This is a genomic window from Embleya scabrispora DSM 41855 (assembly GCF_000372745.1).
Lineage (GTDB): Bacteria > Actinomycetota > Actinomycetes > Streptomycetales > Streptomycetaceae > Embleya > Embleya scabrispora.
Map to the genome: position 1 here is coordinate 1 of NZ_KB889740.1, position 25511 is coordinate 25511.

Genomic DNA, 25511 nt, shown 5'->3' on the forward strand with positions numbered 1-25511 from the left:
GTACTGGTCCCGTTCGCCGGCTACGCGTTCAACAAGTCGCACTCCGCCGCGTACGGCCTGGTGTCCTACCAAACGGCCTATCTCAAGGCGAACTTCCCGGCCGAGTACATGGCCGCGCTGCTCACCTCGGTGGGCGACGAAAAGGACAAGATGGGCATGTACCTGGCCGATGCCAGGTCGGCCGGCATCCGGGTGCTCTCGCCCGACGTCAACGAGTCCGTGGCCGACTTCACCGCCGTCGGCTCCGACGTGCGGTTCGGCCTGCGGGCGATCCGCAACGTGGGCGACAACGTCATCAACGACATCGTCGAAGCGCGCACGAGCAAGGGGAAGTTCAACTCCTTCGCCGACTTCCTGACCAAGATCGGGCTGCCCGCGTGCAACAAGCGCGCGGTCGAATCGCTGGTCAAGGCCGGGTCGTTCGACGCGCTCGGACACACCCGCCGGGCCCTGGTCGACGTGCACGAGCAGGCCCTGGACGCCGTGGTGGGCCTGAAGAAGCAGGAGGCGGCGGGTCAGTACGACCTGTTCGGCGGCGGCGACGAGGCCGCCGCGGAACCGGCCGTCGGCCTCGACTTCACCCTCACCGACCAGGAGTGGCCGCGCAAGCTCAAGCTGGCCACCGAGCGCGAGATGCTCGGCCTGTACGTCTCGGCGCACCCGCTCGACGGCGCCGAGCACATCCTGTCCCGGCATCGCGACACCTCGATCACCGAGCTGAAGAACTCCGGCCGCACCGAGGGTCAGGTGCAGCTCGCGGGCCTGATCACCGGCATCCAGCGCAAGGTCAACAAGAGCGGTTCGCCGTGGGCGATGATCAACCTCGCCGACCACGACGGCGAGATCGAGGTGCTGTTCTTCCCGCAGTCCTACACACTCGTCGCGCACGCGCTGGAGGAGGACGTCGCGGTCAGCATCAAGGGCCGGCTCAACGAACGCGACGGCGCGCTGAGCGTGTTCGGCTCGGAGCTGGTGCCGCTGGACATCGGCTCGGCCGAACACGGCGGCAAGGCTCCGGTGTGCCTGCGGCTGTCCACCACCAAGGTCAACGAGAAGCTGGTGAAGGACATCAAGCGGGTGCTCTCCTCACACCCCGGGGACAACCCGGTACACCTGATCCTGGAAAGCTCGCGCATGCGCACCCGCTACAACCTCGACTTCCGGGTCAACCCGGAGGGCGGCCTCGCGGGCGAGATCAAGTCGATGCTGGGCGCGGGAGTCTGGAGCATCTGAGCCGGACCGGGCCGGGCCCGCGGAATCGGTTCGGGACCGGCCGAGGGGTCGGGCGCGCGGTACTCGGGCACGCGGCGTTCAGGCACGCGGCCTTCAGGCGTGGGCCTGGTCGTACTCCTCGCGCGCAGCCAGCACCTGTGCCATGTGGCCCTCCAGGTGCTTGATCAGATCGAGCAGCTTGGCCGCCGTCGCGGCGCCCAGCTCGGTGAGCGTGTACTCGACCCGGGGCGGGATCGCGCTGTGCACCTCGCGAAGCACGAACCCGTCCCGCTCCAGCGCCTGGAGGGTCTGCGCCAGCATCTTCTCGCTGACCCCGTCGACCCGACGGCGCAGCGCGTTGAAACGCATCGGGCCGTCGTACAGCCCGCCCAGGACCAGCACGCCCCAGCGGCCGGTGATGTGCTCCATGGCCGCCCGCGAGACGCATGCCTTCGCGAATACGTCGAACTCGAACTCCGGGGTCGGGTCCGGCCCGGTCTCGGTCACGGTTTCCATCGCTGCCCCCTTCGTCGTCCGCGGCTGCGGCTGCATCTGCATGCATCGAGGCTACCTCCGAGTCAGCACTTTACAAAGCACCGCGCTCTCTCCCTGCTTGCGCTTTCGAAAAGTTAGTGCCATCGTTTGGGCAGCGACCGGACGACGGGTTCGGCGCGGAGGAAAGGAACTCGCCATGATCGTCGTCACCGGAGCCACCGGGCAGTTCGGCCGCCTCGTCATCGACGCCCTCCTGGAGCGCGGTACACCGGCCTCGGAGATCGTCGCCGCGGTACGGACCCCGGCCAAGGCCGCCGACATCGCGGCCCGCGGGGTCGAGGTACGCGAGGCGGACTACACCCGGCCCGAGACGCTGGTGCCGGCCTTCACCGGTGCGGACAAGCTGCTGTTCGTGTCCTCCAACGGCCCCGAGGCGGACCGGATCGCGCAACACACCGCCGCGGTCGCCGCCGCCGCCGAGGCCCGGGTCGGGCAGCTGCTCTACACCTCGGTCTACGCCGCGAGCGAGAGCCCGCTCGGCCTGTCCCGGGTGCACCGCGACACCGAGGCCCGGATCGCCGCCACCGGCCTGCCCACCGTGCTGCTGCGCAACGGCTGGTACACCGAGAACTACACCGGCTCGCTGGCCGGCGCCGTCGAGCGCGGTGTGGTCGCGGGCTCGGCCGGCGAGGGTCGGATCGCGTCCGCCTCGCGCGCCGACTACGCCGAGGCCGCGGCCATCGTGCTGCTGGGCGACGACCAGGCCGGGAAGGTGTACGAGCTCACCGGCGACACCAACTGGAGCCTGGCCGAGTTGGCCGCCGAGGCGGCGAAGCAGTCCGGCAAGGAGGTCGCGTACGCGAACCTGCCGGCCGAGCAGTACGCCGGGATCCTCAACGGCGTCGGCCTCCCGTCGTTCCTCGTCGAGCTGCTCGTGGACGCCGACCTGCAGGTCGCCGCCGGCGCGCTCGAAGGCATCACCGGCGACCTGTCCGGTCTGCTCGGCCGCCCGACCACGCCGCTCGCGGACACCGTCGCGGTGGCGCTGAAGGGCTGACCCGACACTCGACCCGGGCAACGAGGAAGCGCCCCCGGGCACGGCACGGAGCCGCGCGGGGGCGCTCGTGGCCGGCTCGACCGTCGCGGACGTCGCGGGCGTCGCAGGCGTTACGAGTCTTTCGGCCGTTCGCAGGTCTTGCGAGGCCGTCCCCCGGCCGGCGCCTCACGACGCCGCGACAACAAGCGCCCGCGGCCCGCGCGGCAACCGTGGTGCCTCACGAGGTGAGCGGCTCCTCCGGCGCCGGCCCGAGCAGTCGTCGGAGCGCGGTGGGGGTGTAGCCGAGTTCCCTGCGCACCGTCCGGCAAAGGTGCGCCTGGTCGGCGAACCCGAGGTCGACCGCCAGGACGGCCAGGCCGACCTCGCCGCCCGCCAGCCGATCCAGCACCCGACCGAGCCGGACCCGGTTCCGGTATCGGGTGATCGAGACGCCCATCTCCCGGGAGAACACCCGACTCAGCCGGAACGGCGAGACCCCGATCGACTCGGCCAGCGAGAACAACGCGCCGGAGGCGGCATCCCCGCTCGCGATCGCCTCGCGCGCCGCCGCGACCAGGCGCCGGTCGTCGGCCGCCGAGGCGAGCGGACGCGGGCGCGCGGCCACCCGGTCGACCGCATGCCGAACCAGGACCAATACCTGCTCGGCGAGCGCGTAGTCGACGTCGCCGCCCGCGGCGGCCGACAGGCAACGCCGATGCGCCAGGTCGAGCGCCGCGTCGACATACAGCGCCGAACACGCCGGGCGGCGGTCCGGATCGCCCACCACATCCGCCCACAGTCGCGGCGCGACCCGCACGGACGTACACACGTCGCCGCCGGCGGGGTGGGCGAAACACTCCTCCTGGCCGGGAACGCCGACGTAGCCGACGGTCGAATCCAGGTCGGCGTCGACACCGTCGGCCCTGCGCCGGAATCGGCCACTGCGCACGAGCACGATTCGATGGTCGTCACACTGCTCCGGCGCCGCCCACCGCCGGTGGTCCCCACGGCACGTCACCGCGCTCACCGCGAAAGTGGGCCGGGTGACGAGATCGACGAAGGACAGCACTTCTCCACGCTACGCGTGAGGTCCGACACCCGCGCCCGCACCCGGCCCGCCGCCGACATACGCGCCGCCCGCCCCGCACCTCCCCGGCCGCCCGCCCATCCCGTACGACACATCCGCCCGGAAACGGCGGCCCGTCGCCGAGGACGGCCGCGCAAGAATCTTCAAGACCCGGCGGCACCCGTCAGGCACGCTCGGAGTAGGCGCGTACCGCGTCCAAGGCCCCTCTTCCGACCGGAGAATTGCCGTGACGCACATCCACGAAGAACGCATCGTCGAAGCCGACGCCGACGACGTCTGGGCGATCGTCGGCGAGTTCGAGACGGGCCCGGTCCGGATGGCTCCGGGCTTCGTCGTGGACAGCCGGTTGGCGGAACCCGGCATCCGACTCGTCACCTTCGCCAACGGCATGACCGCCCGCGAACGCCTGATCGAGGTCGACCCCGACGAGCGCAGCTTCACCTACGCGGTGGTCGGCGGCAGCGCCACACCCACCCACGACCGGGCGACCATGCGGGTGCGGCCGACGACCGCCGGCCGCTGCACGTTCGTCTGGACCCGCGACGTGCTTCCCGACGGTCTCGCCGAGCCGATGCGGCAGGCGATGGCGTACGGCGCCGACCTGGTGAAGAGCACGATGGAGGAGATGTCCCGCCCGGCATCGCCCAGTGCACGCCGACTTCCTCGTTGTCGTACCGGAACATGAAGACCGCCCCGACCGGATCCAACACGGCAACGCGGGCCGCCTGCCTCGGTATTCGCACCGACGCAGCCTGCCGGCGCCGTCCCGCCGTGTCGATCGGGAACGAATGGCGACGGCCGATGCGCAACGCCGGATTCGCTCAGGACTTCGGCTGGGTGAATCGGATCCGGTTGCCGAAGGGGTCGCGAAGCCCACAGTCGACGCCGTACGGGCGCTCGGTGGGCTCCTCGGTGAACTCCACGCCCTTGGCCGACAACGTCTCGTACGTCTTGCGGCAGTCGGCCGTGTGGAAGATCAGCCAGCCACCCATCGCCCCCTTGGTCACCAGCTCCCGAACCTGCTCCGCGGTCTCCTCGGACATCGCCGGAGCCCCCGGCCGCTCCAACAGCACCTGTCGCTCCGGCTGTCCGGGAACGCTGACGGTCAACCAACGCATGAAGCCCAGGTCGACGTCGGCGACCACCTCCAACCCGAGCTTGCCGACGTAGAAGTCGAGGGCCTCGTCCTGGTCGAGGACGTAAATCTGCGATTGCGCGATGGCGTTGAACATGTCCCCAACGCTAGCGACCGCCCCGCCCACAAACTTATCCAAAACTGCTGGACCCCCGACCGCCCCGCGACACACGCCGCCTCGGCCCGAAAGGGGCGCCGGGTCGCGCCACAACGCGGCAGCGGCACGGCCGTTCAACCGCTCGGCCGCGTCCAGGCCATCGTGAAGCACGTCGGCACACCCGCCGCCACCGCTTCCTTGCGATACACCCGCGGCGACCGCCCGACGATGGCGTGAAACGTGCGGCTGAAGGTCCCGGGGCTTGCGAACCCGACCTCGAAGCAGATGTCCGTCACGCTCCGATCGGTCTCCCGCAACAGGAACATCGCCCGCTCGACCCGCCGCCGCTGCAGATAACGATGCGGCGTCTCCCCGAACGTGGCCCGAAACGTCCGGGTGAAATGCGCCTGTGACACATGCGCGATCCGAGCCAGAGCCGGCACGTCCAACGCCCGCGCGTAGTCCCGGTCCATCACATCCCGAGCCCGCAACATCCGCCGATTCGTCTCTTCCACACCACGACTCACCACCCCATCCCACCACGCCCCGACACCTGCCGCGGCCGGCCCGCAACGCGCTACCGGCCCGGGTGGTCCGCGGGCACGGCTTTGCTCCGGGGTGGCGCGGGGTGTTTGGCCGCGTAGCGGCGGGCCTTGGTGCGGTTTCCGCATACCCGCATCGAGCACCAGCGGCGGCTGCGGTTCTTGGACACGTCCCAGAACACCCATGCGCAGCCGTGTTCCGCGCAGCGCTTGAGGCGGGTCGACTCGCCGGTGCCGACCAACTCGCCCCAGGCGATGGCGAGTCGGGCCAACGCCCGGTGTACCGACGAAAGTTCGGGGCTCGGCGCGAAGCCGCCGGGCTGTTCGTCGGCGCCGAGTACGAACACCACCGGCAGGGCGCGCAGGGCCTCGTCGGCCTGCCGGAGCGACTGTGGGTCGGGGGCTGTTCCGACCGGTACGCCCAGCTTCTCGCGCAGGCCCGCGCGCAACCGCAGCGCCGCGTCGAGGTCCGCCGGGTCGACTCGGCTGTCGGGGACGAGCAGGTCCCGGGCAGCCAGCCACGCGCCGAGTTCGGGCGGTGTGGTCAGCTCGTCCGTGCCGAGTTCGACGTCGACGGTGTTCACGAACGCCTCGATCAGCACCGCTGAAGCGGGTGCTTCGAGCATCTCGGGCCTCCGTCTCGCGCGTCGCCGTTTCGGGGCGGCCTCGGACCGCTGCGGGCCGAGCGGTCCGGGCGGGTCGGGTCCGGGCCGGCTCGATTCGGTTCGTCCGGTCGGGCCCGCTCTCCGCCCAGCCTACCTCTTCACTAACCGGCTAACGATTTTACCGGTTGACCTCGCGCTCGCGTCGGTGCCACGATCGGCGTACTAACCGGTGAAAGGCTTAGACAGTTAGGACAGGCAGACGATGGTCTCGCAGAGCGTCGGTGTCGGTGTCGACGTCGACGTCGACGTCCCGGTCGGTCGCACCGCGAAGCCGGCCGGTGCCCGGAACACCGCCGTGCTCCTGGCCTTCACCCTCGCCACCAACCTGGCCGACGGGATCACCAAGATCGCGCTGCCGGTGCTGGCCACCCGCAGTACCGATTCCCCGGCGCTGATCTCACTGGTCTCGCTCACCTTGACCCTGCCGTGGCTTCTGGTCGCGCTCCCCGTCGGGGTGCTGGTGGATCGCGCCGATCGGCGCCGGTTGTTGTGGCTGGCCGACGGGCTGCGGCTGCTCACCATCGGCGGGCTGATCGCGATCGTGCTCGGCGGCCGGGCCACCCTCGGTGTGCTCGCGCTCGGCGGGCTGGTCTTGGGCGTGGCCGAGGTGATCGCGCTTACGGCCACCTCGGCGTTGATCCCGGCGATCGTCCCGCGCGCCGACCGGGAGCGTGCCAACGCGCTGATCACCGGCGCCGAGACGGCCGCCAACGAGTTCGCCGGCCCGTTCGTGGGCGGACTGTTGCTGGCCGCCGGTACCGGCTTGGCGCTCGGCGTCACCTGGGTCGCGTACCTCGCCGCGAGCCTGCTGTTGCTCCTGCTCACCGGCCGTTTCCGGGCCGCGGGTCGGGCCGGAAACGACTCGGACGTGACATCGACCGGCACCGACGGCGGTTCGGCCGCCTCCGACGCCCCCGAAGCTGCCGCCCCCGAGTCCGTCGCCGGCCAAATCGGCGCCGGCCTGGGCTTCCTCCGGCGGCATCGCCTGCTCCGCACGATGTCGCTCATCCTCACCGTGCTGTGCGCGAGTTGGGGCGGATGGTTGGCGTTGATGCCATTGGTCGCGCACGACCTGATGCGCCTGTCCGCCCGCGAGTACGGCGTGGTGTTGAGCGCACTGGGCGTCGGCGGCCTGCTCGGTGCGCTGGTCGTCGGGCGGCTCAATCGGCTGATCGGCCATCGCCGGGTGATGCTCGCCGACCTGGTCGGCACGTTCGCGATGATGGCGGTGCCCGCGGTGACCACCAACCTGTGGGCGGTCGCCGCGGCGGCCTTCGTCGGTGGTCTGGGCGGCACCCTGTGGTCGGTCGACGCCCGGCTGATCGGTCAGAACCTGGTGCCCGAGCACATGATGGGCCGCTACAGCGGGGCCGCCCGACTGCTCGGCTGGGGTGCGATGCCGCTCGGCGCGGGCCTGATCGGCGTGCTCGCCCAGTGGTTCGGGGTACGCGCCGCGTTCGTGGTGTTCGCGATCGCCGTGGCGGCCACGATTCCGGTGTACCTACGGGTCGTCACCGCGGAACGCCTGGCGCCGGCATTGCGCGTGCCGGAGCCGACGGCGGACCTCGGGTGATCGTCGCACCCTGCGGCGTGTGCGCCGGCACCCGCGTCGTCGCGCAGGCGGGAATCGGCGACTCGCGCCTGCTCCCACCCGCCCGCGCTACCGCGGCGGCTCGGGCCACATCCGACCCGCCGGTGTGTCCGGGCCGTCGACCACGGCGGTGATCATCCGCAGGTTCGCCGCGAACGCCTCGGCCTGCTCGGTGCCGATCGCCCGGCTGATCAGGCTGTCGGCCTCCTTGATCACCCGTCGCCCCTCGGCGACGCCCGCGTTGCCCAGCGCGGTCAGTTCGAGCAGGACCACTCGCTTGTGCACCGGATGCGGCCGGCGGACGATCCAGCCCGCCCGCTCCAGCGCCGCCATCGCGGTGGTCACGCTCTGTGGGGTGATGTGGTGGGCGCGGGCGAGGTCGGCGGCGGACATCGCGCCGTTCTCGTCGAGCCGACCGGCCAGGCCGAGCTGGTTGATCGAGACCCCGATGCCTTCGAGCCCCTCGTTGAGCAACCGCTGCATGGACTGTTGCGCACGCCAGAGCAGATGCGGCAGTTGCTCGCTCCACGCGGGCTCGACGACTTCGTGGTGGGCGGGCATCGCGCGTTTCCCTTCTCCGAATCGGTCGGGGTCCGCGCCGCGTGGACGCGGCACCCCGCCGTCACCGTAGGGCACACCGAGCGGCGGCTCGACATCCGACACCTTGACAGACATCGAACAAGATGCCAGCTCTCGTATATGTTCTAAGTCTTCTGCTAACTTACCAGTCTTCAGATAACTTGGAAGGCTGTTGCACCATGCCCACGACTCCCCGATCCACTGCTTCGTCGGCCGCGCACTCGCCGCCGACCTCCACCGTGGCCCGCCCCGCGCTCACCGTGGTACTCGCATGTCTCGGCGTATTCGCCTCGTACGTACCGATCGGCGGGGTGGCGGTGTCCCTGCCGACCATCCAGCGCGGGTTGGACGCGTCCACCAGCGACCTCCAGTGGATCAGCGACATCTTCATCCTGCCGATGGCGGCGCTGATCCTGACTTTCGGCCTGATCGGCGACCTGTACGGGCGCAAGAAGGCGTTCCTGGCCGGTCTCGTCCTGCTCGGGGCCGGCTCGGCCACCAACCTCACCGCGCACGGCGTCACCCAGGTCTGGGTCGGCCAGGCGCTCTCCGGCGCGGGCGGCGCCGCCCTGCTCACCTCCAGCCTGGCGCTGATCAGCCACGCCTACCCGGACTTCCGGGCCCGGGCCAAGGCCATCTCCGCATGGGCCGCCTCGCTGGGCCTGGGCATGTCGCTGGGCCCGCTGCTGAGCGGGGCGATCCTCGAACAGACCTCCTGGCGCTGGATCTTCGCGCCGATCGTGGTGGTCTGCCTGGTCGGCGTCGCGGTCGCGGCGGTACTCCTGGAGGACTCCCGTTCGCCGCACGGCCGAGCGATCGACGTGCCTGGCCAGATCGCCGGAATCATCGCGATCACCGGCCTGATCTACGGCGTGATCGAGGGCGGCACCACCGGCTGGACCGACGGCCCGGTCCTGGTCGCGTTCGCACTCGCGATCCTCGGCCTGGCCGCGTTCATCGTGATCGAGCACCGCTCGGCGACCCCGATGTTGTCGCTCAAGCTGTTCTCGTCCCGCACGTTCACCGGCGCCGGCGTGGTCACCATGATCACCATGTTCGGCCTGGTCGGGATCGTCTTCTCGCTCAGCCTGTTCTTCGGCAACGTCCAGCACCTGAGCGCGCTCGACATCGCCTACCGCTTCCTGCTCATCAACGGGCTCACCGTCGTGATCGGCCCGATCGTCGGTCGGCTGATGGGCCGGATCCCCTCGGGAGCGCTGCTCACCGTCGGCCTCGTGGTCACCGGCATCGGCATGCTGACCCTGAACACCCTGGAGCCGGACACCGGATTCGCCGCGTTGGTCGGCCCGCTCGTGATCATCGGCGTGGGCTTCGCGTTCGTGATGACACCGATCACCTCGGTCGCGGTGAGCAGCGTGCCGCACCACCTGGCCGGCATGGCCGGCGCGGGCAACAACACCCTGCGCCAACTCGGCGGCGCGCTCGGTCCGGCCGTACTGGGCGCGGTGCTGACCAACCGCATCGCCGCCGCCCTGCCCGACAACCTGACCACCTCCGGCCTGGCCCCCGCCGACCGCGAGCACGTCACCTCGGCCGTCTCGGACGAGGGCCTCTCGGCGGCCGGCCACCTGGGCCTGGCCCCCGAGGCCACCGGCAGGGCCCTGTCCGCCGTCGGCGACAGCTTCGCCGACGCGCTGCACCTGTGCATGACCATCGCGGGGCTGGGGATGTTCGTCGCCGCCGGGGTCACCGTGGTGATGATCGGCGTACGCCGGCCGAAGACACCCGCCGGCGCGCCGGCCGCACGGATCCCGGCACAGCCGCCGGCGTCCGCCCCACTGGCCGACTCCACCCGCGCCTGAGCCAGAGCCCGACCCGGAACCGGACCCGGACCCGGAGTCCAAGGCGTTCGCCGTTCCGGTGCTCGGTCGAAGAAGGCCCCTGTCTGCGTTTGCGCAGATCAGGGGCCTTCGAGCGACGAGCGATAGGCGGCAAGTGGCTCCCTGCGGCGCCTCCCACACCGGCCGCAGCGTGCCGCACTACACAACCGATGCGCCCGTCCGCCCGCGCAAGCCCGGCACGGTCACCACCGCCCCCAGCAACGCACCCACCAGCGGCACCAGCAACGCCGTCCGGAAGCCGTCCAGCTCGGAGCCGCCCGCGCCGGCCAGCACCGCCGTCACGCTCGACAGGCCCAGCGCCGCGCCGAACTGGAAGGCGGTGTACAGCAGTCCGCCGGCCAGACCCTGCTCGTCCTCGTCGATGCCGTCCGTGGCGGCGATCGTGAGCGGCCCATAGGCCAGCGAGAAGGCCAGTCCGAGCAGCAGCATCGTCGGGAACATCGCCGGGTAGGAGGTGTCCGCGTCGATGGACAGGAACAGCGCGTACGCGAGCGCGGCCAGCGACATTCCGCCCAGGATCACTCGCAGGTTGCCGAACCGGTCGACCAGCCGCGGCGTCACCGTCGGCGCGAGTACCGCGTCCACGCCGACCGCCAGCAGCGCGAAGCTGGTCTCCAGGGTCGACCAGCCGCGTACCTCCTGGAGGTAGAACACCGCGACGAACTGGAATCCGAAGAACGAGCCCGCGAACAACATCGCGCCCAGGTTCGCTCGCACCAGCGCTCCCGAGCGCAGGATGCCGAGCCGCACCAGCGGGGTGCCGGCGCGACGTTCGGCGGCGACGAACGCGAACAGCAGAGCGATCCCACCCACGAAGACCGCGATCGTCCACCCCCAGCCGCGCGCCGGGTGCTCCAGCCGGACCACGCCGTACACCAGCAGCAACATCGAGCCGGTGACGCTGATCGCGCCTGCCACGTCGAAGCCCTGACCGGCCCGATCGGGCCGGCCGTCCCCGGGGACCAGTGCCACGGCCAGGGCCAGGATCACCGCGGCCAGGGCAACCGGTACGAAGAACACCAGCCGCCAGTCGATCGCGGTCAGCAGGCCGCCGATCACCAGGCCCAACGAGAAGCCGCCCGCGGCGGTGCCCGCGTAGAACAGCAGGGCCCGATTGCGCTGGGGTCCCTCGGCGAAGCTCGTGGTGATCACGGCCAGCCCGGCGGGCGTCATGAACGCGGCCGAGGCACCGGTCACGAAGCGCGCGACGATCAGCATCCAGCCCTCGGTGGCGAACCCGCCCAGGCCGGAAAACACCAGGAAGACGGTCAACCAGAACAGGAACATCCGCCGCCGACCGAGCAGATCGGCGGTGCGCCCGCCCAGGAGCATGAAACCGGCGTAGGCCAGCACGTACGCGCTCATCACCCAGCTGACCGCGCCGGTGGACATGCCCAGGTCCTCGCGGATCGTCGGCAGCGCGACGTTGAGCATCGCGACGTCGATGCCCTCCAGGAAGATCGCGCCGCACAACACGATCAACATGCCCCACGCGCGGGCGCCCATCCGTCCGGCGTCGTTCTCCGGTGGCGTGTGCGGCGCTCCGAGCACTTCCGTCCCACCCGGCCCCGGGGCGGAGGCGGGCGAAGCGGTAGTGGTGGACGAGGACGTGGATGCGGACATGCGGCAGCCCCTCGGGACGCTGGATGCGAGTGGGTGGGTGGTGGCGTCGAGGCGTCGGGGCTCGGTTATCCGAACGAACCCGGTTCCCTCTTGTAACCACCCCCATCCTTCGGCAGCATCGACTTCCATGGAAGAAGGCACTTCAAAGGAACCGACCCTCTGCCCGAGTAACCAGGACGATTACGACGCACTCCAGTGGGACGTCCGCGAGGGGTGCGAGGTGCGCCAGATCCTCGACCGGGTCGCGGACAAATGGTCGCTCCTGGTGATCGCGATCCTGGAGAGCCGCACGCTGCGCTTCACCGAGCTGCGCCGGGAGATCGACGGGATCAGCCAGCGCATGCTCACCGTGACGCTGCGCCAGCTCGAACGCGACGGTCTGGTCCGGCGCACCGTCTACCCGGTGGTGCCGCCGCGGGTGGACTACGCGCTCACCCCGATGGGCACGACGCTGCACACCACGATCCGGTCCCTGGTCACCTGGACCGAGGAACACCAGGAACGCATCGCGGAGGCCCGGGCCCGATACGACGCGCGCGCCGACGCCGAGGCGGGCATGCACGCCGAACCGGCCTCCGCCGGCCGCTGAGCCGCACCCGGCGCCGCCCGGTCGAGCCGCCGTGGACGGCCGGCCGCCGGCCGTGCCGGTCAGTCGACCGTGCGTACCCGGTCAGCGCGGCCGCCCAGGATCGGTGTCGTCGGCAGGGACGGACCAGGCCGAGGACGCGAGGAGAACACCATGGGCAAGAGCGTGCTGATCTCGGGTGCGAGCATCGCGGGTCCGGCGCTGGCCTTCTGGCTGCACCGGTACGGATACCAGGTCACCGTGGTCGAGCGGGCCCCGAAGTTGCGGCCCGGTGGCCAGGCGGTCGACTTCCGTGGCGAGGTGCACATGACCGTGCTGCGCCGGATGGGCATCCTGGACGAGATCGCCCGGCACCGCACCGATGCCGGCCCGCTCCGTGTGGTCGACGCGGCCGGTGACGAACTGGTCGGCCTGCCCGCGTCCTTCGCGGGGGGCGACGTGGAGATCCAGCGCGGTGACCTGGCCCGGATCCTGTTCGAACTGACCGAGGGCGACGTCGAGTACGTCTTCGACGACTCGATCGCCTCGCTGACCGAGACCGCCGACGGCGTGGATGTCACCTTCGAGCGGGCCGCGCCGCGCTCGTTCGACCTGGTGGTCGGCGCCGACGGGCTGCACTCGAACGTGCGCAGGCTGGTCTTCGGCGAGGAATCGCGGTTCGTACGCGAATCCGGCTATCGGGTGGCCCTGTTCGAGGCACCGAATCGCCTGGGGGTCGGGCCCGACAGCGTGCTCTACAGCGAGCCGGGTCGAGGGCTGGCGGTGTTCCCGACCCATGCGGGCCGGGCCAACGTGATGTGTGTGTACGCCGACGCCGGAGCGGGCGCGGACCGGCGCGACGTCGAGGCGCAGAAGCGGGCGGTGGCCGCGACCTACGCCGACATGGGCTGGCGGGCCGAGGAGTTGATGGCGGACCTGACCGGCGCCGATACGTTCTACGCGGACTCGATCGGCATGGTCGTCATGGACTCCTGCACCAAGGGCCGGGTCGCTCTGCTCGGCGACGCCGGTTACGGCGCCACCTGCGGCGGCATGGGCACCGGCCTCGCGATCGTCTGCGCGTACGTCCTCGCCGGCGAACTCGCCGCGGCCGATGGCGACCACCGCACCGCTTTCGCCGAGTATGAGCGGGCGATCGGGAAGTTCACCAAGGCATGCCGGCAGGTGGCGGGCGGGATCGGCACGTTCTTCGCGCCGACGACCGCGGGCCGGATCAAGTGGCGCACCCGCGTCTACCGGGTCCTGACGGCCGGTCCGTTCCTGCGCTTCCTGGACAAGATGACGACCAAGGCGGCGACATCGATCACCCTGACCGACTACCCGGTGCCGGTGCGACTCTGACGGGCTCGCGCCATCCACCGTCGACCACGCCCTCGCGGGCGATCAGACCCGGAGGCGGCTGGGTGGCGTGGCGGTCTGCCTCACCCGCAGTGACGCGTGCTTTCGTCCAGCGGGCCGGGCATGCCTGCCGGCCTTGCTTACGCGCGTCGCCCCTTCCCGGGGTGGACGACATCACCGCACTGCCGTCGAGCAGGAGAAGGCGATGAAGTTCAATGCCCTACTCACGAACGCGGTCATCTTCCGCAACGCCCTGGACATCGCCGAGTTCGTGCGCCGGCTCATGCAGGAGGGCTGAGTGGTCACGTGCACTGAGATGAGCGAGGCTTGGCCTCCTCGCTCCGGCTGTCGCGTCAACCGTCGCCCTGCTCGATGTGCAGGTGGATCGGGCCGCGAAGAACGGGGCTGCGCCGGTACGGCGGTGGGTCGGCGACCAGCCGGGGTCGATCGAGGCGGCGTACCAGCTCATTCAGCGCGATCTGGGTTTCCCGCCGGGCCAGTGGGCCGCCGAAGCACAGGTGGATGCCGCTGCCGAAGCCGAGGTGCTGGTTGTCTCGCCGATCGGGGTCGAAGCGGTCGGGATCGTGGAAGCGGTTCGGATCGCGGCTGCCCGAGGCCGGCATGAGAATGATCCGCGAGCCCTTGGGAATGGTCGTGTCCGCGACGGTGATGTCGCTGTAGGACGCCCGCCACGGAATGATGTGCACGGGAGGCTCGTAGCGCAGCAGTTCTTCGACCAGCCGGACGACCAGGCCCGGTTCGTCGCGCAGTCGCCGCAGCACCTGCGGGTGGCGCAGCAGGGTCAGCATGCCGTTGGCGATGAGGTTGACCGTGGTCTCGTGGCCGGCGATCAGCAGCAGGTTGGCGGTGGCGACGATTTCGTCGTCGGTCATCCGCCCGTCCGGCCCGTCATCGTTGGCCAGCCGTGACAGCAGGTCGTCACCCGGTCGGCCGTGGCGTTGCTCCACCAGCCCGCCGAGGAACTCGCGCAAGTCCGTGGTGGCCTGTTGGCCGTTCGTCAGCTTCTCCTTCGGGTCGGTCTTGGGGTTGTAGTCGATCGAATCGATGATGGCGTTCACCCACAGGTGGAACCGGGGTTCGTCCTCGCGTGGCACGCCGAGCAGGTGGCAGATCACGGTGACGGGGAAGGGATAGGCGAAGTCGTCGACGATGTCGATCTGCTCTTTGCCCACGAAGTCGTCGATGAGGCTGCCAACGGTGGCGGTCAGGTCGGGTTCAAGGCCGGCCACCAGCCCCGGGGTGTGCGGGGGGCCGAAGTGGCGCATTGCCATGCGCCGCAGGCGGTCGTGCTCGGGCGGGTCGAGGTTGATGAACGCCGGCGTGCCGGATCTCTCGAATGCCTCCACCGGATGCGACAGATTGCGGACGTCGGAGCTCAGGTGCGGGTTGTGCAGGATGTCCGTGAGCTCGCGGTAGGTGCTGATGACGTAGCTGCCGTCCCCCTGCAGAGCCACCGGCGTCTCGCGCAGCTCGGCGTACAGCGGGTACGGGTCGGCCCGGGTGGAGTAGTCGAGGATCCGGAGCAGCGTGTCGGGCGTCTTGGTCGTGGCCATCTCGCTCTGCCTCCTATCGGTGCCGCTGCACGGACGTCACACGCCGCTCACTCGGGTCGTGGCCGGTGACAACCACGGTGGCGCCCTGGGCGAGCAGGGTGGGGCCGGGGAAGTCGACGGGCACCGGCTTCATGTCGGCGGGCTGGTCGGGCGTGGGGCAGGGCGGCGGGAAGGGTGCGGCCGTCTCGATCAGCTGCCGGTAGTGGTCCAGCCACTTGGCGTTGTTGAAGCTCACGGCCGCGGTGACGCGGCCCCGGTAGCCGTATGCGGCGACGAAGCGGCGGTCGGTCACCGATCCCTGGACGACGACCACCTCGTCGGCGAAGGTCGGCACGCCGACGGACTTGATGTTGACGCCGAACTGGATCGACCAGAAGAGCGGGATGGACAGGTGGGGCCAGCGGTCCGCCTGTCCACTGACCATGTTGTGCGCCGCGACCTCGGCCTGCTCCACGGCGTTGGCCCAGTGCTCCAGCGAGATGAGCCGGTACTCGTAGATCGGGTTCGGGCAGCGTGCCACGTCTCCGGCGACGAAGATGTTGTCGGTGATCAGGCCGTTGAGGTCGAGGGCGCGGCAGCCCGTGTCGCAGGCGATTCCCCAGACGCCCACCGCCAGGCCCGAGTCCCGCAGCCACTCGGTGTTGCGGATGCCCCCGAGTGCCACCACCGCCACGTCGGCGTCGATCGTGGTGCCGTCGTCGAAGTGAGCACGGCGGAAGCGCCCCTGCTCGTCGCCCTCCAGCCGGGTGACCTTGACACCGCAGCGCAGGTCGACGCCGTGAGCGCGCTGCATGTCCGCCGCGATCTCACCGATCATGGCACCGAGCGCCCCGACCAGCGGACCCGGCGCGAGCTCGGCGACGGTCACGGGGATGTTCCGCTCTCGGCAGATGGAGGCGATCTCGGAGCCGGTGAATCCCGCTCCGATGACCAGTACGCGGGAGGGCCCGGCGGCAAGGGCTCGCTGCAGGCCCTCGGCGTGTTCGCGCGTACGTACGACGAACACTCCGTCCAGGGCCGCCTCGCTCTCGACGAACCAAGGCCGGGCCCGCACCCCGGTGGCGATCAGCACCCGGTCGAAGGGAACCTCACGTCCATCGGCGAGCCGCACGTGGTCGGTCGCCAGGTCGAGCCCGCTTGCGGGCACGCCCAGCAGCCACTCCGCATCGATGTCACGACGCCGCGGCAGCTTGGTGCCGTCGGCGGGCACCCACCCGGTCAGTACCTGCTTGGACAGGGGAGGCCGGTCGTAGGGCTCGCCCAACTCGTCACCGATCATGGTCAACGATCCGGTGAAACCCTCGTCGCGCAGTGCCTCCGCGGCCCGCAGTCCCGCCAGTGACGCCCCGACGACCACGATGCGGCCATCGCGCTTGAACGCACGCAGTATGTCGGCGCCGGTCATGACTTCGACCTCTCCGCCAGTACGTCCCGTCCCTCCAGTCGGTCGACCAGAATGGCTTGGACCGGGCAGGCCGCCGCGGCGCGCAGCACCTGGTCGCGCCGGGCGTCGTCGGGATTCGGGTCGTACATCAGTGCTTCCTCGCCGTGCATCCGGAATGCGTCCGGAGCCAGGAACGCGCACTGCGCATACCCCTCACATCGGGATAGGTCCACGACAATTCTCATCCCGACCTCCACAGGACTGCATGCTGCGGACCCTGAAGCCGGTGCCGCTCCGGCACGCAAAGCGCGAGATCAGGCTTCGAGAGAAGGGATTCGGCCGTTCACCCCTGGAACGTGCGAGGGGGGTACACCGCGCTCGTCGGGTCTCAACAGAACGAACTGAACATTCGCGGATCAGGCGATCGGCGTCTATGAAACCGCCCGGAGAACCTGACCTTGTTCTCCAAAAGCCTATCCCGCACGTACATCACCCGCACTCGGGGAACCCGGGCGGCCTGAGCGCCACCACCAACGAAGTCCGACGTGGAGGGCCAACCCGCACCGGCGCCCCCTCGGTTCCCGACACGATCCTCACCGACACCCACGCCACGTCCCCTGCCGCAGTTCGGCGATCCACCGCCACGGCCGTTTCACTGGCCGCCGCAAGCGTCGAAGAAGCTCACGCTCGACCGGACTTCAGCGAGATCATCCGCCGTGCCGCACGCGGCGGACGCTGAACACGAACACACAGCCCGGACAGCCGTGCCCGACCACCCCGGAACCCACCGGCCCCACCGTCGCCCGGGCGCCCAGGCGCCCGGCAACGGACGGCGCCGGTGACCGACATCCCACCCTGGACACGCCGGATCCCCACGGACGGGGTGCCCTCATGGCGGACTCTGCGGGCGCACGCGGATTCCGACGACTCGACGGCGAGTGGATGGTGCACACCCGAAGCCAGCCCGCATGTCGGATTCGCGCGCTTCGCCCGTTCGTCGATGAGGTGGCCAGACTGACCCATCCGCACGCATCCCTGCAGGTCACGGCGTGTCCGGGGATACTCGCAGCATGTTCGATCCGATACCGGTACTCTGCCGGTGGGCAAAACGCGGATCACCGCGGAGGCCCAACCGGGCCGTTAGCTCAATTGGCAGAGCAGCGGACTTTTAATCCGCGGGTTCAGGGTTCGATCCCCTGACGGCCCACCGCGCTCGACGGCTTTGCCGCAGGTCGACCGCCTGCGGGCAGTGGGCCGACCTTGGTGTCCGACTCGCCTGGCCGATGTGTACGGATGGCTTCGGGCGGGTCGGTGCGGCCCTTGGGTGGTTGGTCTCACGCGGTGTGGCGGCGGGGCGACCCACCCGCGCAAACGGCCTTCGGTTTCGATGGCGCAGCCCGAATGACTTTGCGCGGCATGCGAGTTCGCACTGACTGCGGCCGATGCGGCAAAAGCGGGTCACGAGCCGGTGGCGCCAGGTCCACGACTCGGGCGCGGCCCGTGTGCCCAGGCTGGAGGATTCAGGCCCAGGGAGCGAATCAGGTCGTGGATTTCGGTGCGGTGGACGCGGCCCGGGTCGGTGGTCCGGCCGCGTAGGTGGCCGTAGATCTCCAGGGACACCAGGCCGTGCAGGCGGCCCCAGACCCGGAGGGCGAGGGCGACCGCTGTCGGCGGCAGGTCGGGGAACTGCGCGCGGACCAGGCCGACCCGGGTCGGGTCGAAGTCGGACCAGTCGTACGCGTCGGCCGACTGCAACGCCTCAGCGAACGGCCACGCGGCGGCGACCAGGCCGGTGAGCCCGGCGCGGGCCCGGTGCCCCGCCACGAACGCGTCCCCGCCCGCCGGCGCCTGACAGCCCGGTACCGGATCGCCGTAGATCAACCGGAAGCCCTCCGGATCGGTCAGCGACCACTGCCGGAACGCCCGCGCCCAGGCCAGGAGCCGGCCCGCCGCGTCCTCGACCGGCAACTCGTCCCGAGCGGCCTCCGCGGCCTGCACGGCAACGGACCGGGCATCGGCGTACTCGCGCTCGGCATGTCGGCCGACGGCCCGTTCGTACTGGTCCCGAGACCCCGGTCGGCGAGTCGAAAGCGCCCGGCGCACTCGCGGCACAACACAAACGAAACAACGATGGGCCCCGACCACCCGGTCGGGCCCATCGTCTGCGCACACCTCGTCATGTCCGGCTTACACCAGAGCGTCCACCTTCACCGCCGATCCGCCCACTCCGTCCGCCCCGACTGCCCCGTCCAACACACCCGACTCCACCGCGCCCGACGCCGCCTCCCCCTGCCGCCCCGGCAGCAACTGCACCAGCGCGGCGACCGCCGCGCAGAAGGCGGTCAGCAACCACAGACCGTTCACGAACGCGTCCCCGAAGGTGTCGGCCGTCGGCGCGTCACCCAGCGTGTCGTAGAAGACGATGCCCACCAGGGCCACCCCGAGCGCGCCGCCCACCTGCTGTGCCGTGGAGAGCAGGCCCGCAGCCGAACCGGCGTGCCCGGCCCTGATGCCGGCCAGTACCGTCGCCGCCATCGGACCCATCACCAGGCCCATACCGAACCCGGTCAGCGCGAGTCCCGGGACGAGCGCCAACGTCTCGTCGGTGCCGGACAGCGTCTCCACCAGCACCACGTGCCCCAGGCCCTGCACCAGCGCGCCCGCCGCCAACACCTGTCGACCCAGCTTCGCCGCGACCTGGCCCGAGATCGCCGAGGACAGGAAGTACCCGACCCCCAGCGCGATGAACAGCAGCCCCGAGTCGAGCGCCGACATCCCGTGCCCCATCTGCAGGTAGAGCGCCAGGATCAGGAAGAAGGCCGCGTTCACCAGGCCGTACACCAGTGCCATCGTGATGCCGACCGAGAACGGCCGCTCGCGGAAGAGCACCGGGTCCACCAGCGGCGCACCGCCGCCGCGTCCCAGACGGCGCTGGTACAGCGTGAACGCGCCGAGCAGCAGCGGGGCGACCCCGAGGGACAACCACGTCCACAGCGGCCAGCCCTGCTCGCGCCCCTGGACGAGCGGCAACACGACGGCGACCAGACCGAGCGTGATCAGGGCGGTACCGACCAGGTCGAGCCGGGTACTGCCCTCGCCCCGGCTTTCCGGCACCAGCCTCGGGGTCAGCACCAGGGCGACCAGGCCGACCGGGACGTTGATCCAGTAGATGCTGCGCCAGTCGAGCCCGAACAGGTCGACCTGGATCAGCGCGCCGCCGATGAGCTGACCGAAGACTCCCGCGAAGCCCATCGCGAGTCCGTACGCGGTGAACGCCTTGACCCGCTGCTCGCCGACGTACAGCACGTTGATGATCCCGAGCACCTGCGGCATCAGCAGCGCCGCCGCCGCGCCCTGCAGGACCCGGGCGGCGATCAGCATCTCCGCGTTCCCGGCCAGCCCACAACCCGCCGAGGCGAGAGTGAACAGCCCCAGGCCGATCGCGAACATGCGCCGCCTGCCGTAGATGTCCCCGAGTCGACCGGCCGTGATCAGCCCGGCGGCGACCGCGAGGCCGAAACCCGCGACCACCCATTGGATCGCGGCCGGAGTGGCGTGCAGGTCCTCCTGAGTGGCCGGGATCGCGACGTTGACGATGAAGAAGTCCAGCGTGGTGATGAAGATTCCGGCGAGCAGGACCAACAGCGCACCCCACGACTGCCGGGGCGTCGATGCCTGTGCTGCGGGAGCCGTGGCCGTCGTGGCGGCGGACATGGGTGATTCCTTTCCGGACGAACGCGCCGAACGGCACGCGGAAGAGGCCGTGGTGCGATGGGTCGAGGCGCAAACGAGCGATCGAGATCCGCAAGGGGATCGAGATCCGCGAGGCGATCGAGATCCGCAAGAGATCGAAATGCGGCGAGAAATCGAGCGGCGCCGGCGCGACAAGCAAGTCGACGAGAGGACGCGAAACGCGCCACCGCGAGGACACCGGGGGCCGGGCGTCAGCGTGGCCCGGCCCCGGATCCGTCGAGCGGGTACATCATCGGATCACAGACCGGCCGGCACCTTGTCCAGGAAGCCGCTGACCAGGGCGATCCGGCCGTCCTCGGCGACCTGGATCACATCGAAGCCGACCGCGAGGGCCTCCTCGCCCGCCGGGCCGAGGTTCCACGTGAAACGGGCCAGGTCGTGGTGGCTGTCCACCGCGCCGCCGAGGCTGAACACCAGGCCCGCGAACTGCCCCTGTACCGCGCCCAGCGTGGCGTCGATCGCGTCGTGGCCCTCGGCCACCACCAGCGGGTCCACGTAGCGGGCGCCCTCGGTGTAGACCTCCTCGACCAGCTTGCGGCGGGCGGCCGGGGCGGCCTCGTTCCAGGTGGCGATGTAGCGCTCGGCCAGGGCGGTGAAGTCGATGTTCGTGGTCATGGTGACCGTCCTTGTGCTTCCTCCGGGCTTCCGGCCTTTCCGGCGAGCTCCGTTGGACATGAATTTACGAAGCCCCGTACCGACCGGAATCAGTCCCGCATAGGTACTTTGGCGCAGGAGGGATCAGTACGAGGGTCAGTACGAAGGACCCGCACACGGGCCCGCACCTGGGACCCGCACACGGGGCCCGCCCAAAGGATCGGCACCGGAAGGTCGGTGGACATGGGGGACGGCAAGGCATGTTGTACGGACGAGACTCCGAGCTGACAACCATCGAGCGCCTGCTCGCCGACGCCGAGGAGGGTCGCAGCGGCGTGCTCGTCATTCGCGGCGAACCCGGCATCGGCAAGACCGCGCTCCTGGATCACGTGCTCACCGGCACGAGTGTGCGCACGCTCCGGGGCACCGGGGTCGAGTACGAGGCCGAACTCCCCTATGCCGGACTCAACCTGCTGCTCCGCCCGGCGCTGGGGCACCTGGACCGGCTGCCCGACCCGCAACGACAGGCCCTGGCGGCCGCCTTCGGGCTCGCCGCGGGCGAGCGTTCCGAGCCGATGTTCGTCGGTCTGGCGGTGCTGTCGTTGTTGTCCGAGTACGCCGGCGACGGCCCGCTCCTGTGCGTCGTGGACGACGCGCAGTGGCTGGACCGGGCCTCCCACGACGCACTCGTATTCGCCGCCCGCAGGCTGTACGCCGAGGGCATCGCGCTGATCTTCGCCGCCCGCGAGGACCGGCACGCCTTCCCGGCCCAGGGCCTGCCCGAGCTGCCGCTGTCCGCGCTGGGACCCGAGCACGCGAGCGCGCTCCTGGACGAGCACGCCCGGGACATGTCCGCGACCACCCGCTCCCGCGTGCTCGCCGAGTCCCGGGGCAACCCGCTCGCGCTGATCGAACTCCCGGTCTCGCTGGCCGGCGAACGGTCCGGCGACACCCTGCGCCCGGGCGCGCTGCCGCTCACCAGCCGGCTGCAGATCGCCTTCCACGGCCAGGTCACCCGGCTCGACGAGCGAACCGGGATGTTGTTGCTGCTGGCCGCGAGCGACGACTCCGGCGATCTGGGCATCCTGCTCCGGGCCGGTGCCGGGTTCGGCGCGGGTCCCGCCGATCTGGCCGCGGCCGAGGAGGCGTCGCTGATCGTCGTCGACGACGACCGGTTGCGCTTTCGACACCCGCTGATCCGGGCCGCGGTGCAGCAGCGCGCGCCGATCGACCGCCGGCTCGCCGCTCACCGCGCGCTGGCCGAAGCGTTCGACGCGCCCGACCACGCGGATCGGCGCGCCTGGCACCTGGCCGCCGCCGCGACCGGCGTCGACGAGCCGGCCGCGATCGCCCTGGAGAGCACCGGCGAACGGGCCCGCGAGCGCAGCGGCCACCTCGCCGCCGCGCTGGCGTACGAGAAGGCCGCACGGCTGAGCCAGGACGTCCGGGCGCGCACCCGCCGTCTCGTACTCGCGGCCGAAGCCGCCTCCGAAGCGGGCGAGTTGGACCGGGCCCGCACGTTCGCCGAACGAGCCCAGTCGACCGCGACCGACGACGCGATCCGGGCCCGGCTGCTGCATGTGCGCGCGCTGTCCGACTTCTGGCAGGGCGCGTTCACCAACGCGCACGAGTTGTTGCGGCAAGGCGCCGCACTCACCGCCGGGAGCCGGCCCGAGCGCGCGGCGCGCATGCTGCTCCAGTCCATGCACACCGCCTGGTACCTGGGCGAAACCGAAGTCTGCTCCACCGTACGGGAGTTGGCTGAACTCGACCTGCCGCCGACGGCCTCGGTGACCCCGGTCGTCGAGTTCATGATCGCCGCGTTCCCGCCCAAGGAGAACACCCCGGATCCCCGACAGCCGAAGGGCGGGCACCCGGACACCGAGCGCCCCGACCTGGGCGACCTGATCCGCATCGCGCCCCGGACCGGCAACGAGGAGCAGCGCGACCTGCTGCTGGCCTGCGGTGTCGGACTGGCCCTGGGCCAGGACGTGGACGCGCATCACATCGCGTCGCTGTTCGCCCGCGAGAGCCGACTGCACGGCGGGATCGGCCGGTTGCCGACGATCCTGTTCTTCGTGGCCGAGGCCGAGATCTTCGAGAGCCGACACACCGACGCGTTGGCCACCGCCTCCGAGGGCCTGCGGATCGCGCAGGACACCGGGCAGCAGCAGTGGATCAGCCAGTTCGAGAGCGTGCTGGCCTACCTGGCGGGCATCTCGGGCGACGAGGAGGCCGCCCATCGGCACGCCGACGCGGCACTCGCCGGCGGCGTGGGCAGCGCGATGCCGGCCGGAGCGCCGTGGTCCGCGTGGGCACTGGGACTGCTGGATCTGGGCCTGGGGCGCCCCGAGTCGGCGCTGAACCGGCTGGAGCGGCTCGCCCGCGAGCCGCTGCGGCATCACATCAGCGCGACCCGCTCGATCCCCGACCTGGTCGAGGCGGCGGTCCGGTTCGGTGCTCCCGACCGGGCGCGTGAACCGCTGGCCCGCTTCGAGCAGTGGGCCGGGCGGGCCGACCAACGCTGGTCGGACGCACTGGTGCTGCGCTGCCACGCGCTACTGGCGAGCGACGACGCGGCCGAGGAGTTGTGGCTCGCCGCGCTGGCCCGACACGAGAGCGAGCGCCGACCGCTGGAGCGGGCCCGGACCGGGCTGCTGTACGGGGAGTGGCTGCGCCGACTGCGCCGCAAGACCGACGCGCGTGACCGGCTGCGCACCGCGCTGGAGGAGTTCGACCGCCTCGACGCCCGGTCCTGGGCGGATCGCGCACGCACCGAGTTGGCCGCGATCGGTGGCAGCGCGACTCCCCAGGGCCCGCAGCCCGCCGGTGTACTCGCACTGCTCACCCCGCAGGAGCTACAGATCACCCGGCTCGCCGCACAGGGGCTCTCCAACCGGGACATCGCGGCGCAACTGTTCCTCAGCCCCCGCACGGTCGGCCACCACCTCTACAAGGCGTACCCCAAGCTCGCCATCGTCTCCCGCACCGAACTGACCGCGATCCCGGAACTGGCCGCACTCACCGGCTGACCCCCGACCACCACCACCGGCCCCGGACCGCCGATCCGTGCACCGCCGACCCCCGGACCACCGCTCACCGACCCCCGCAAGTCGGCGATCAGCCGCCGACGACGATCCGCGCGGGCCGGTTCCAGCCCGCCGCGACCCGACGCAGCACCGGGTGTTCGGCTCCGCCGCCGGCCCGGATGTGTTCGTACAGCGCGCGCAGCACATCCGCGCCGTCGGCCGCCCACAGCTGTTCGGCGACCCGCGTCAGGGAGAAGTGGTACCACCCGAAGTTGATCGCACCCCGATCGAACGAGCGTTCCATGTCCGCGAGTTCGCGGATCGGGGTGACCTCGACCGGCAACTCGTCCACGGTCGCGGTGAAGGCCCGCAGGGCAGGCAGCAGGTCCGGCTCCACCTCGTGTGTGTAGCCGACCATCGCGAGATTCGCGTGCAGTTCGGCGATCCACATGCCCGGGTAGGCGGGCCATGCCTGATCCTGGAAGAGGTGGGTGAGTTCGTGCACGGCCACCAGGTCGAAGTACGGCCGCAACGCGGGCGGCTCCCCGTACTCGGCGCGCATCGCCGCAGCGGCCTCCGCGCCCAGGTGCGGCCGGATCGCCGCGAACAACTCGCTGCCGAACCAACCGTCGTCGGCGGCCACCCGCAGGTGGTCCCGCGCGCCCTGCGGCGTGCCGTACAGCGGCATCGTCGCCACGCCGTCCCAGTCCGCCGCGTCCGCCACGGACAGCCTGACCTGCGGCGCGAAACCCAGTCGTTCGGTCAACCACGCGGCGGCACGGTCCACCCGCTCCGCGACGCACACGGCCCGTTCCCGCGCGCCCGGGCTGTAGTGGACCGTACAACCGAAACCGTCGAGTGTCGCCAACGCTGTCACGCATACCTCCGGGTGAGCTCGGTCGCCACCATAGGCACAGCGATCCCACCCCCGCCCGGATTTCCCCGGCCGCACCACGATCCCCCGGCCCGTCGACCGAGCCGATCCATCGGCCGGACCACCAAGCCCACCGCGCCACCCAGCCCCCGCGCGCCCTGAGGTGCCCTTGATCTTCCGGACAGCGACCCACGTAGGGTTGCAGCGAACCGGAAAGAGAAAGCACGTGCCGCAAAGATATACGCAGCAGTTCAAGGACGAGGCCGTTCGCATGGTGTTGGACGGTCCTCGCCCGATCATCCACGTCGCGCGCGAGTTGGGGATCAGCGACACCACTCTCGGGAACTGGGTCGCGCGATACCGCAGGGCCACGACGGAACCCGTGTCGACGTCGCGAGGCGACGAACCCGTGACCGCGCGGGAGCGGGAACTCGAACGCGAGAATCAAAAACTCC

The 25511-nt window shown here is 70.7% G+C and carries 23 protein-coding genes and 1 tRNA gene; 10 read left to right on the forward strand and 14 right to left on the reverse strand.

From position 1 onward, the window contains the following. On the forward strand, positions 1–1233 hold a 1233-nt coding region (locus tag A3IC_RS0149405), incomplete at its 5' end, for a helix-hairpin-helix domain-containing protein (RefSeq protein ID WP_020557455.1). A 93-nt stretch (positions 1234–1326) separates the two neighbouring features. On the opposite strand, the gene A3IC_RS0149410 is transcribed toward A3IC_RS0149405, so the two are convergent. Then, positions 1327–1728 carry a winged helix-turn-helix transcriptional regulator gene (locus tag A3IC_RS0149410; protein ID WP_052174148.1) on the reverse strand — a complete coding sequence of 134 codons (402 nt, stop codon included), beginning with the start codon at positions 1726–1728 and terminating at the stop codon, positions 1327–1329. Between the two features lie 175 nt (positions 1729–1903). Here A3IC_RS0149410 and A3IC_RS0149415 point away from each other — a divergent pair, with 175 nt between their 5' ends. Further along, complete coding sequence (locus A3IC_RS0149415) at positions 1904–2764, forward strand: NAD(P)H-binding protein (protein WP_020557457.1); 861 nt, start codon at positions 1904–1906, stop codon at positions 2762–2764. A 217-nt stretch (positions 2765–2981) separates the two neighbouring features. Here A3IC_RS0149415 and A3IC_RS0149420 read toward each other — a convergent pair whose 3' ends face one another. Continuing rightward, positions 2982–3698 (reverse strand): helix-turn-helix transcriptional regulator, encoded by a 717-nt coding sequence (locus tag A3IC_RS0149420; protein ID WP_245599983.1) that lies wholly within the window; start codon positions 3696–3698, stop codon positions 2982–2984. Positions 3699–4056: 358 nt separating this feature from the next. Between A3IC_RS0149420 and A3IC_RS0149425 the strand changes: the two genes are divergently transcribed. Continuing rightward, positions 4057–4515, forward strand: a complete 459-nt coding sequence (locus A3IC_RS0149425) for an SRPBCC family protein (protein WP_020557459.1) — start codon at positions 4057–4059, stop codon at positions 4513–4515. Positions 4516–4651: 136 nt separating this feature from the next. Here the strand turns inward: A3IC_RS0149425 and A3IC_RS0149430 are convergent, their stop codons facing one another. The 3 genes from A3IC_RS0149430 to A3IC_RS0149440 form a co-directional block, all read right to left on the reverse strand. Further along, positions 4652–5062, reverse strand: a complete 411-nt coding sequence (locus tag A3IC_RS0149430; RefSeq protein WP_020557460.1) for a VOC family protein — start codon at positions 5060–5062, stop codon at positions 4652–4654. A gap of 134 nt (positions 5063–5196) precedes the next feature. After that, entirely contained in the window at positions 5197–5556 is a 360-nt protein-coding gene (locus A3IC_RS0149435; RefSeq protein WP_020557461.1) for a helix-turn-helix domain-containing protein, read from the reverse strand. Positions 5557–5639: 83 nt separating this feature from the next. Next, complete coding sequence (locus A3IC_RS0149440; protein WP_026219655.1) at positions 5640–6230, reverse strand: CGNR zinc finger domain-containing protein; 591 nt, start codon at positions 6228–6230, stop codon at positions 5640–5642. A gap of 241 nt (positions 6231–6471) precedes the next feature. Between A3IC_RS0149440 and A3IC_RS0149445 the strand changes: the two genes are divergently transcribed. Further along, positions 6472–7842: an MFS transporter gene (locus tag A3IC_RS0149445; protein WP_020557463.1), complete on the forward strand. Its 1371-nt coding sequence runs from the start codon at positions 6472–6474 to the stop codon at positions 7840–7842. 87 nt (positions 7843–7929) lie between these two features. Here A3IC_RS0149445 and A3IC_RS0149450 read toward each other — a convergent pair whose 3' ends face one another. Further along, positions 7930–8535 carry a MarR family winged helix-turn-helix transcriptional regulator gene (locus A3IC_RS0149450; RefSeq protein ID WP_205353529.1) on the reverse strand — a complete coding sequence of 202 codons (606 nt, stop codon included), beginning with the start codon at positions 8533–8535 and terminating at the stop codon, positions 7930–7932. Between the two features lie 83 nt (positions 8536–8618). On the opposite strand from A3IC_RS0149450, the gene A3IC_RS61130 reads away from it, so the two are divergent. Continuing rightward, a complete protein-coding gene (locus A3IC_RS61130; RefSeq protein WP_158696425.1) occupies positions 8619–10262 on the forward strand; it encodes an MFS transporter in 1644 nt (547 codons plus the stop codon). Between the two features lie 177 nt (positions 10263–10439). Here the strand turns inward: A3IC_RS61130 and A3IC_RS0149460 are convergent, their stop codons facing one another. After that, positions 10440–11807 (reverse strand): MFS transporter, encoded by a 1368-nt coding sequence (locus tag A3IC_RS0149460; RefSeq protein ID WP_020557467.1) that lies wholly within the window; start codon positions 11805–11807, stop codon positions 10440–10442. Between the two features lie 244 nt (positions 11808–12051). Between A3IC_RS0149460 and A3IC_RS61135 the strand changes: the two genes are divergently transcribed. Further along, positions 12052–12513, forward strand: coding sequence for a winged helix-turn-helix transcriptional regulator (locus tag A3IC_RS61135; RefSeq protein ID WP_052174149.1), 462 nt, complete (start codon positions 12052–12054; stop codon positions 12511–12513). A 150-nt stretch (positions 12514–12663) separates the two neighbouring features. Continuing rightward, a complete protein-coding gene (locus A3IC_RS0149470) occupies positions 12664–13851 on the forward strand; it encodes an FAD-dependent monooxygenase (protein WP_020557469.1) in 1188 nt (395 codons plus the stop codon). A 350-nt stretch (positions 13852–14201) separates the two neighbouring features. Here A3IC_RS0149470 and A3IC_RS0149480 read toward each other — a convergent pair whose 3' ends face one another. The 3 genes from A3IC_RS0149480 to A3IC_RS0149490 are packed head-to-tail and all read right to left on the reverse strand — an operon-like array spanning position 14202 to position 17051. After that, complete coding sequence (locus A3IC_RS0149480; protein ID WP_020557471.1) at positions 14202–15422, reverse strand: cytochrome P450; 1221 nt, start codon at positions 15420–15422, stop codon at positions 14202–14204. A 13-nt stretch (positions 15423–15435) separates the two neighbouring features. Further along, a complete protein-coding gene (locus A3IC_RS0149485; RefSeq protein WP_020557472.1) occupies positions 15436–16827 on the reverse strand; it encodes an NAD(P)/FAD-dependent oxidoreductase in 1392 nt (463 codons plus the stop codon). After that, positions 16824–17051, reverse strand: coding sequence for a ferredoxin (locus A3IC_RS0149490; RefSeq protein WP_106669254.1), 228 nt, complete (start codon positions 17049–17051; stop codon positions 16824–16826). The genes A3IC_RS0149485 and A3IC_RS0149490 overlap by 4 nt, the downstream gene beginning before the upstream one ends. Positions 17052–17940: 889 nt before the next feature. Between A3IC_RS0149490 and A3IC_RS0149495 the strand changes: the two genes are divergently transcribed. After that, positions 17941–18013 (forward strand) — tRNA-Lys (locus A3IC_RS0149495). A 251-nt stretch (positions 18014–18264) separates the two neighbouring features. On the opposite strand, the gene A3IC_RS61140 is transcribed toward A3IC_RS0149495, so the two are convergent. The 3 genes from A3IC_RS61140 to A3IC_RS0149510 form a co-directional block, all read right to left on the reverse strand. Continuing rightward, positions 18265–18804: a TetR-like C-terminal domain-containing protein gene (locus tag A3IC_RS61140; RefSeq protein WP_020557474.1), complete on the reverse strand. Its 540-nt coding sequence runs from the start codon at positions 18802–18804 to the stop codon at positions 18265–18267. Positions 18805–18993: 189 nt separating this feature from the next. After that, a complete protein-coding gene (locus A3IC_RS0149505; RefSeq protein ID WP_106669255.1) occupies positions 18994–20520 on the reverse strand; it encodes an MFS transporter in 1527 nt (508 codons plus the stop codon). Positions 20521–20796: 276 nt separating this feature from the next. Beyond that, complete coding sequence (locus A3IC_RS0149510; protein ID WP_020557476.1) at positions 20797–21174, reverse strand: nuclear transport factor 2 family protein; 378 nt, start codon at positions 21172–21174, stop codon at positions 20797–20799. A 239-nt stretch (positions 21175–21413) separates the two neighbouring features. Here A3IC_RS0149510 and A3IC_RS0149515 point away from each other — a divergent pair, with 239 nt between their 5' ends. Then, the gene (locus A3IC_RS0149515; RefSeq protein WP_020557477.1) at positions 21414–24185 is read left to right on the forward strand and encodes a helix-turn-helix transcriptional regulator; all 2772 of its coding nucleotides are present in this window, start codon (positions 21414–21416) and stop codon (positions 24183–24185) included. Between the two features lie 88 nt (positions 24186–24273). On the opposite strand, the gene A3IC_RS0149520 is transcribed toward A3IC_RS0149515, so the two are convergent. After that, on the reverse strand, positions 24274–25059 hold the full coding sequence (locus A3IC_RS0149520; RefSeq protein WP_158696427.1) for a hypothetical protein: 786 nt from the start codon (positions 25057–25059) through the stop codon (positions 24274–24276). Between the two features lie 223 nt (positions 25060–25282). On the opposite strand from A3IC_RS0149520, the gene A3IC_RS0149525 reads away from it, so the two are divergent. Next, a partial coding sequence (locus A3IC_RS0149525; RefSeq protein WP_020557479.1) for a transposase occupies positions 25283–25511 on the forward strand: 229 nt, incomplete at its 3' end.

What these genes read in the sequence shown, in the direction of transcription:
- A3IC_RS0149515 (WP_020557477.1), top strand. Translation starts at nt 21,414, where the DNA reads ATGTTGTACGGACGAGACTCCGAGCTGACAACCATCGAGCGCCTGCTC.
- A3IC_RS0149470 (WP_020557469.1), top strand. Translation starts at nt 12,664, where the DNA reads ATGGGCAAGAGCGTGCTGATCTCGGGTGCGAGCATCGCGGGTCCGGCG.
- A3IC_RS0149480 (WP_020557471.1), bottom strand. Translation starts at nt 15,422, where the DNA reads ATGGCCACGACCAAGACGCCCGACACGCTGCTCCGGATCCTCGACTAC.
- A3IC_RS0149440 (WP_026219655.1), bottom strand. Translation starts at nt 6,230, where the DNA reads ATGCTCGAAGCACCCGCTTCAGCGGTGCTGATCGAGGCGTTCGTGAAC.
- A3IC_RS0149485 (WP_020557472.1), bottom strand. Translation starts at nt 16,827, where the DNA reads ATGACCGGCGCCGACATACTGCGTGCGTTCAAGCGCGATGGCCGCATC.
- A3IC_RS0149490 (WP_106669254.1), bottom strand. Translation starts at nt 17,051, where the DNA reads ATGAGAATTGTCGTGGACCTATCCCGATGTGAGGGGTATGCGCAGTGC.
- A3IC_RS0149505 (WP_106669255.1), bottom strand. Translation starts at nt 20,520, where the DNA reads ATGTCCGCCGCCACGACGGCCACGGCTCCCGCAGCACAGGCATCGACG.
- A3IC_RS0149435 (WP_020557461.1), bottom strand. Translation starts at nt 5,556, where the DNA reads ATGTTGCGGGCTCGGGATGTGATGGACCGGGACTACGCGCGGGCGTTG.
- A3IC_RS0149445 (WP_020557463.1), top strand. Translation starts at nt 6,472, where the DNA reads ATGGTCTCGCAGAGCGTCGGTGTCGGTGTCGACGTCGACGTCGACGTC.
- A3IC_RS61130 (WP_158696425.1), top strand. Translation starts at nt 8,619, where the DNA reads ATGCCCACGACTCCCCGATCCACTGCTTCGTCGGCCGCGCACTCGCCG.
- A3IC_RS0149450 (WP_205353529.1), bottom strand. Translation starts at nt 8,535, where the DNA reads ATGTCTGTCAAGGTGTCGGATGTCGAGCCGCCGCTCGGTGTGCCCTAC.
- A3IC_RS0149410 (WP_052174148.1), bottom strand. Translation starts at nt 1,728, where the DNA reads ATGGAAACCGTGACCGAGACCGGGCCGGACCCGACCCCGGAGTTCGAG.
- A3IC_RS0149430 (WP_020557460.1), bottom strand. Translation starts at nt 5,062, where the DNA reads ATGTTCAACGCCATCGCGCAATCGCAGATTTACGTCCTCGACCAGGAC.
- A3IC_RS0149510 (WP_020557476.1), bottom strand. Translation starts at nt 21,174, where the DNA reads ATGACCACGAACATCGACTTCACCGCCCTGGCCGAGCGCTACATCGCC.
- A3IC_RS0149415 (WP_020557457.1), top strand. Translation starts at nt 1,904, where the DNA reads ATGATCGTCGTCACCGGAGCCACCGGGCAGTTCGGCCGCCTCGTCATC.
- A3IC_RS61135 (WP_052174149.1), top strand. Translation starts at nt 12,052, where the DNA reads ATGGAAGAAGGCACTTCAAAGGAACCGACCCTCTGCCCGAGTAACCAG.
- A3IC_RS0149460 (WP_020557467.1), bottom strand. Translation starts at nt 11,807, where the DNA reads ATGGGCGCCCGCGCGTGGGGCATGTTGATCGTGTTGTGCGGCGCGATC.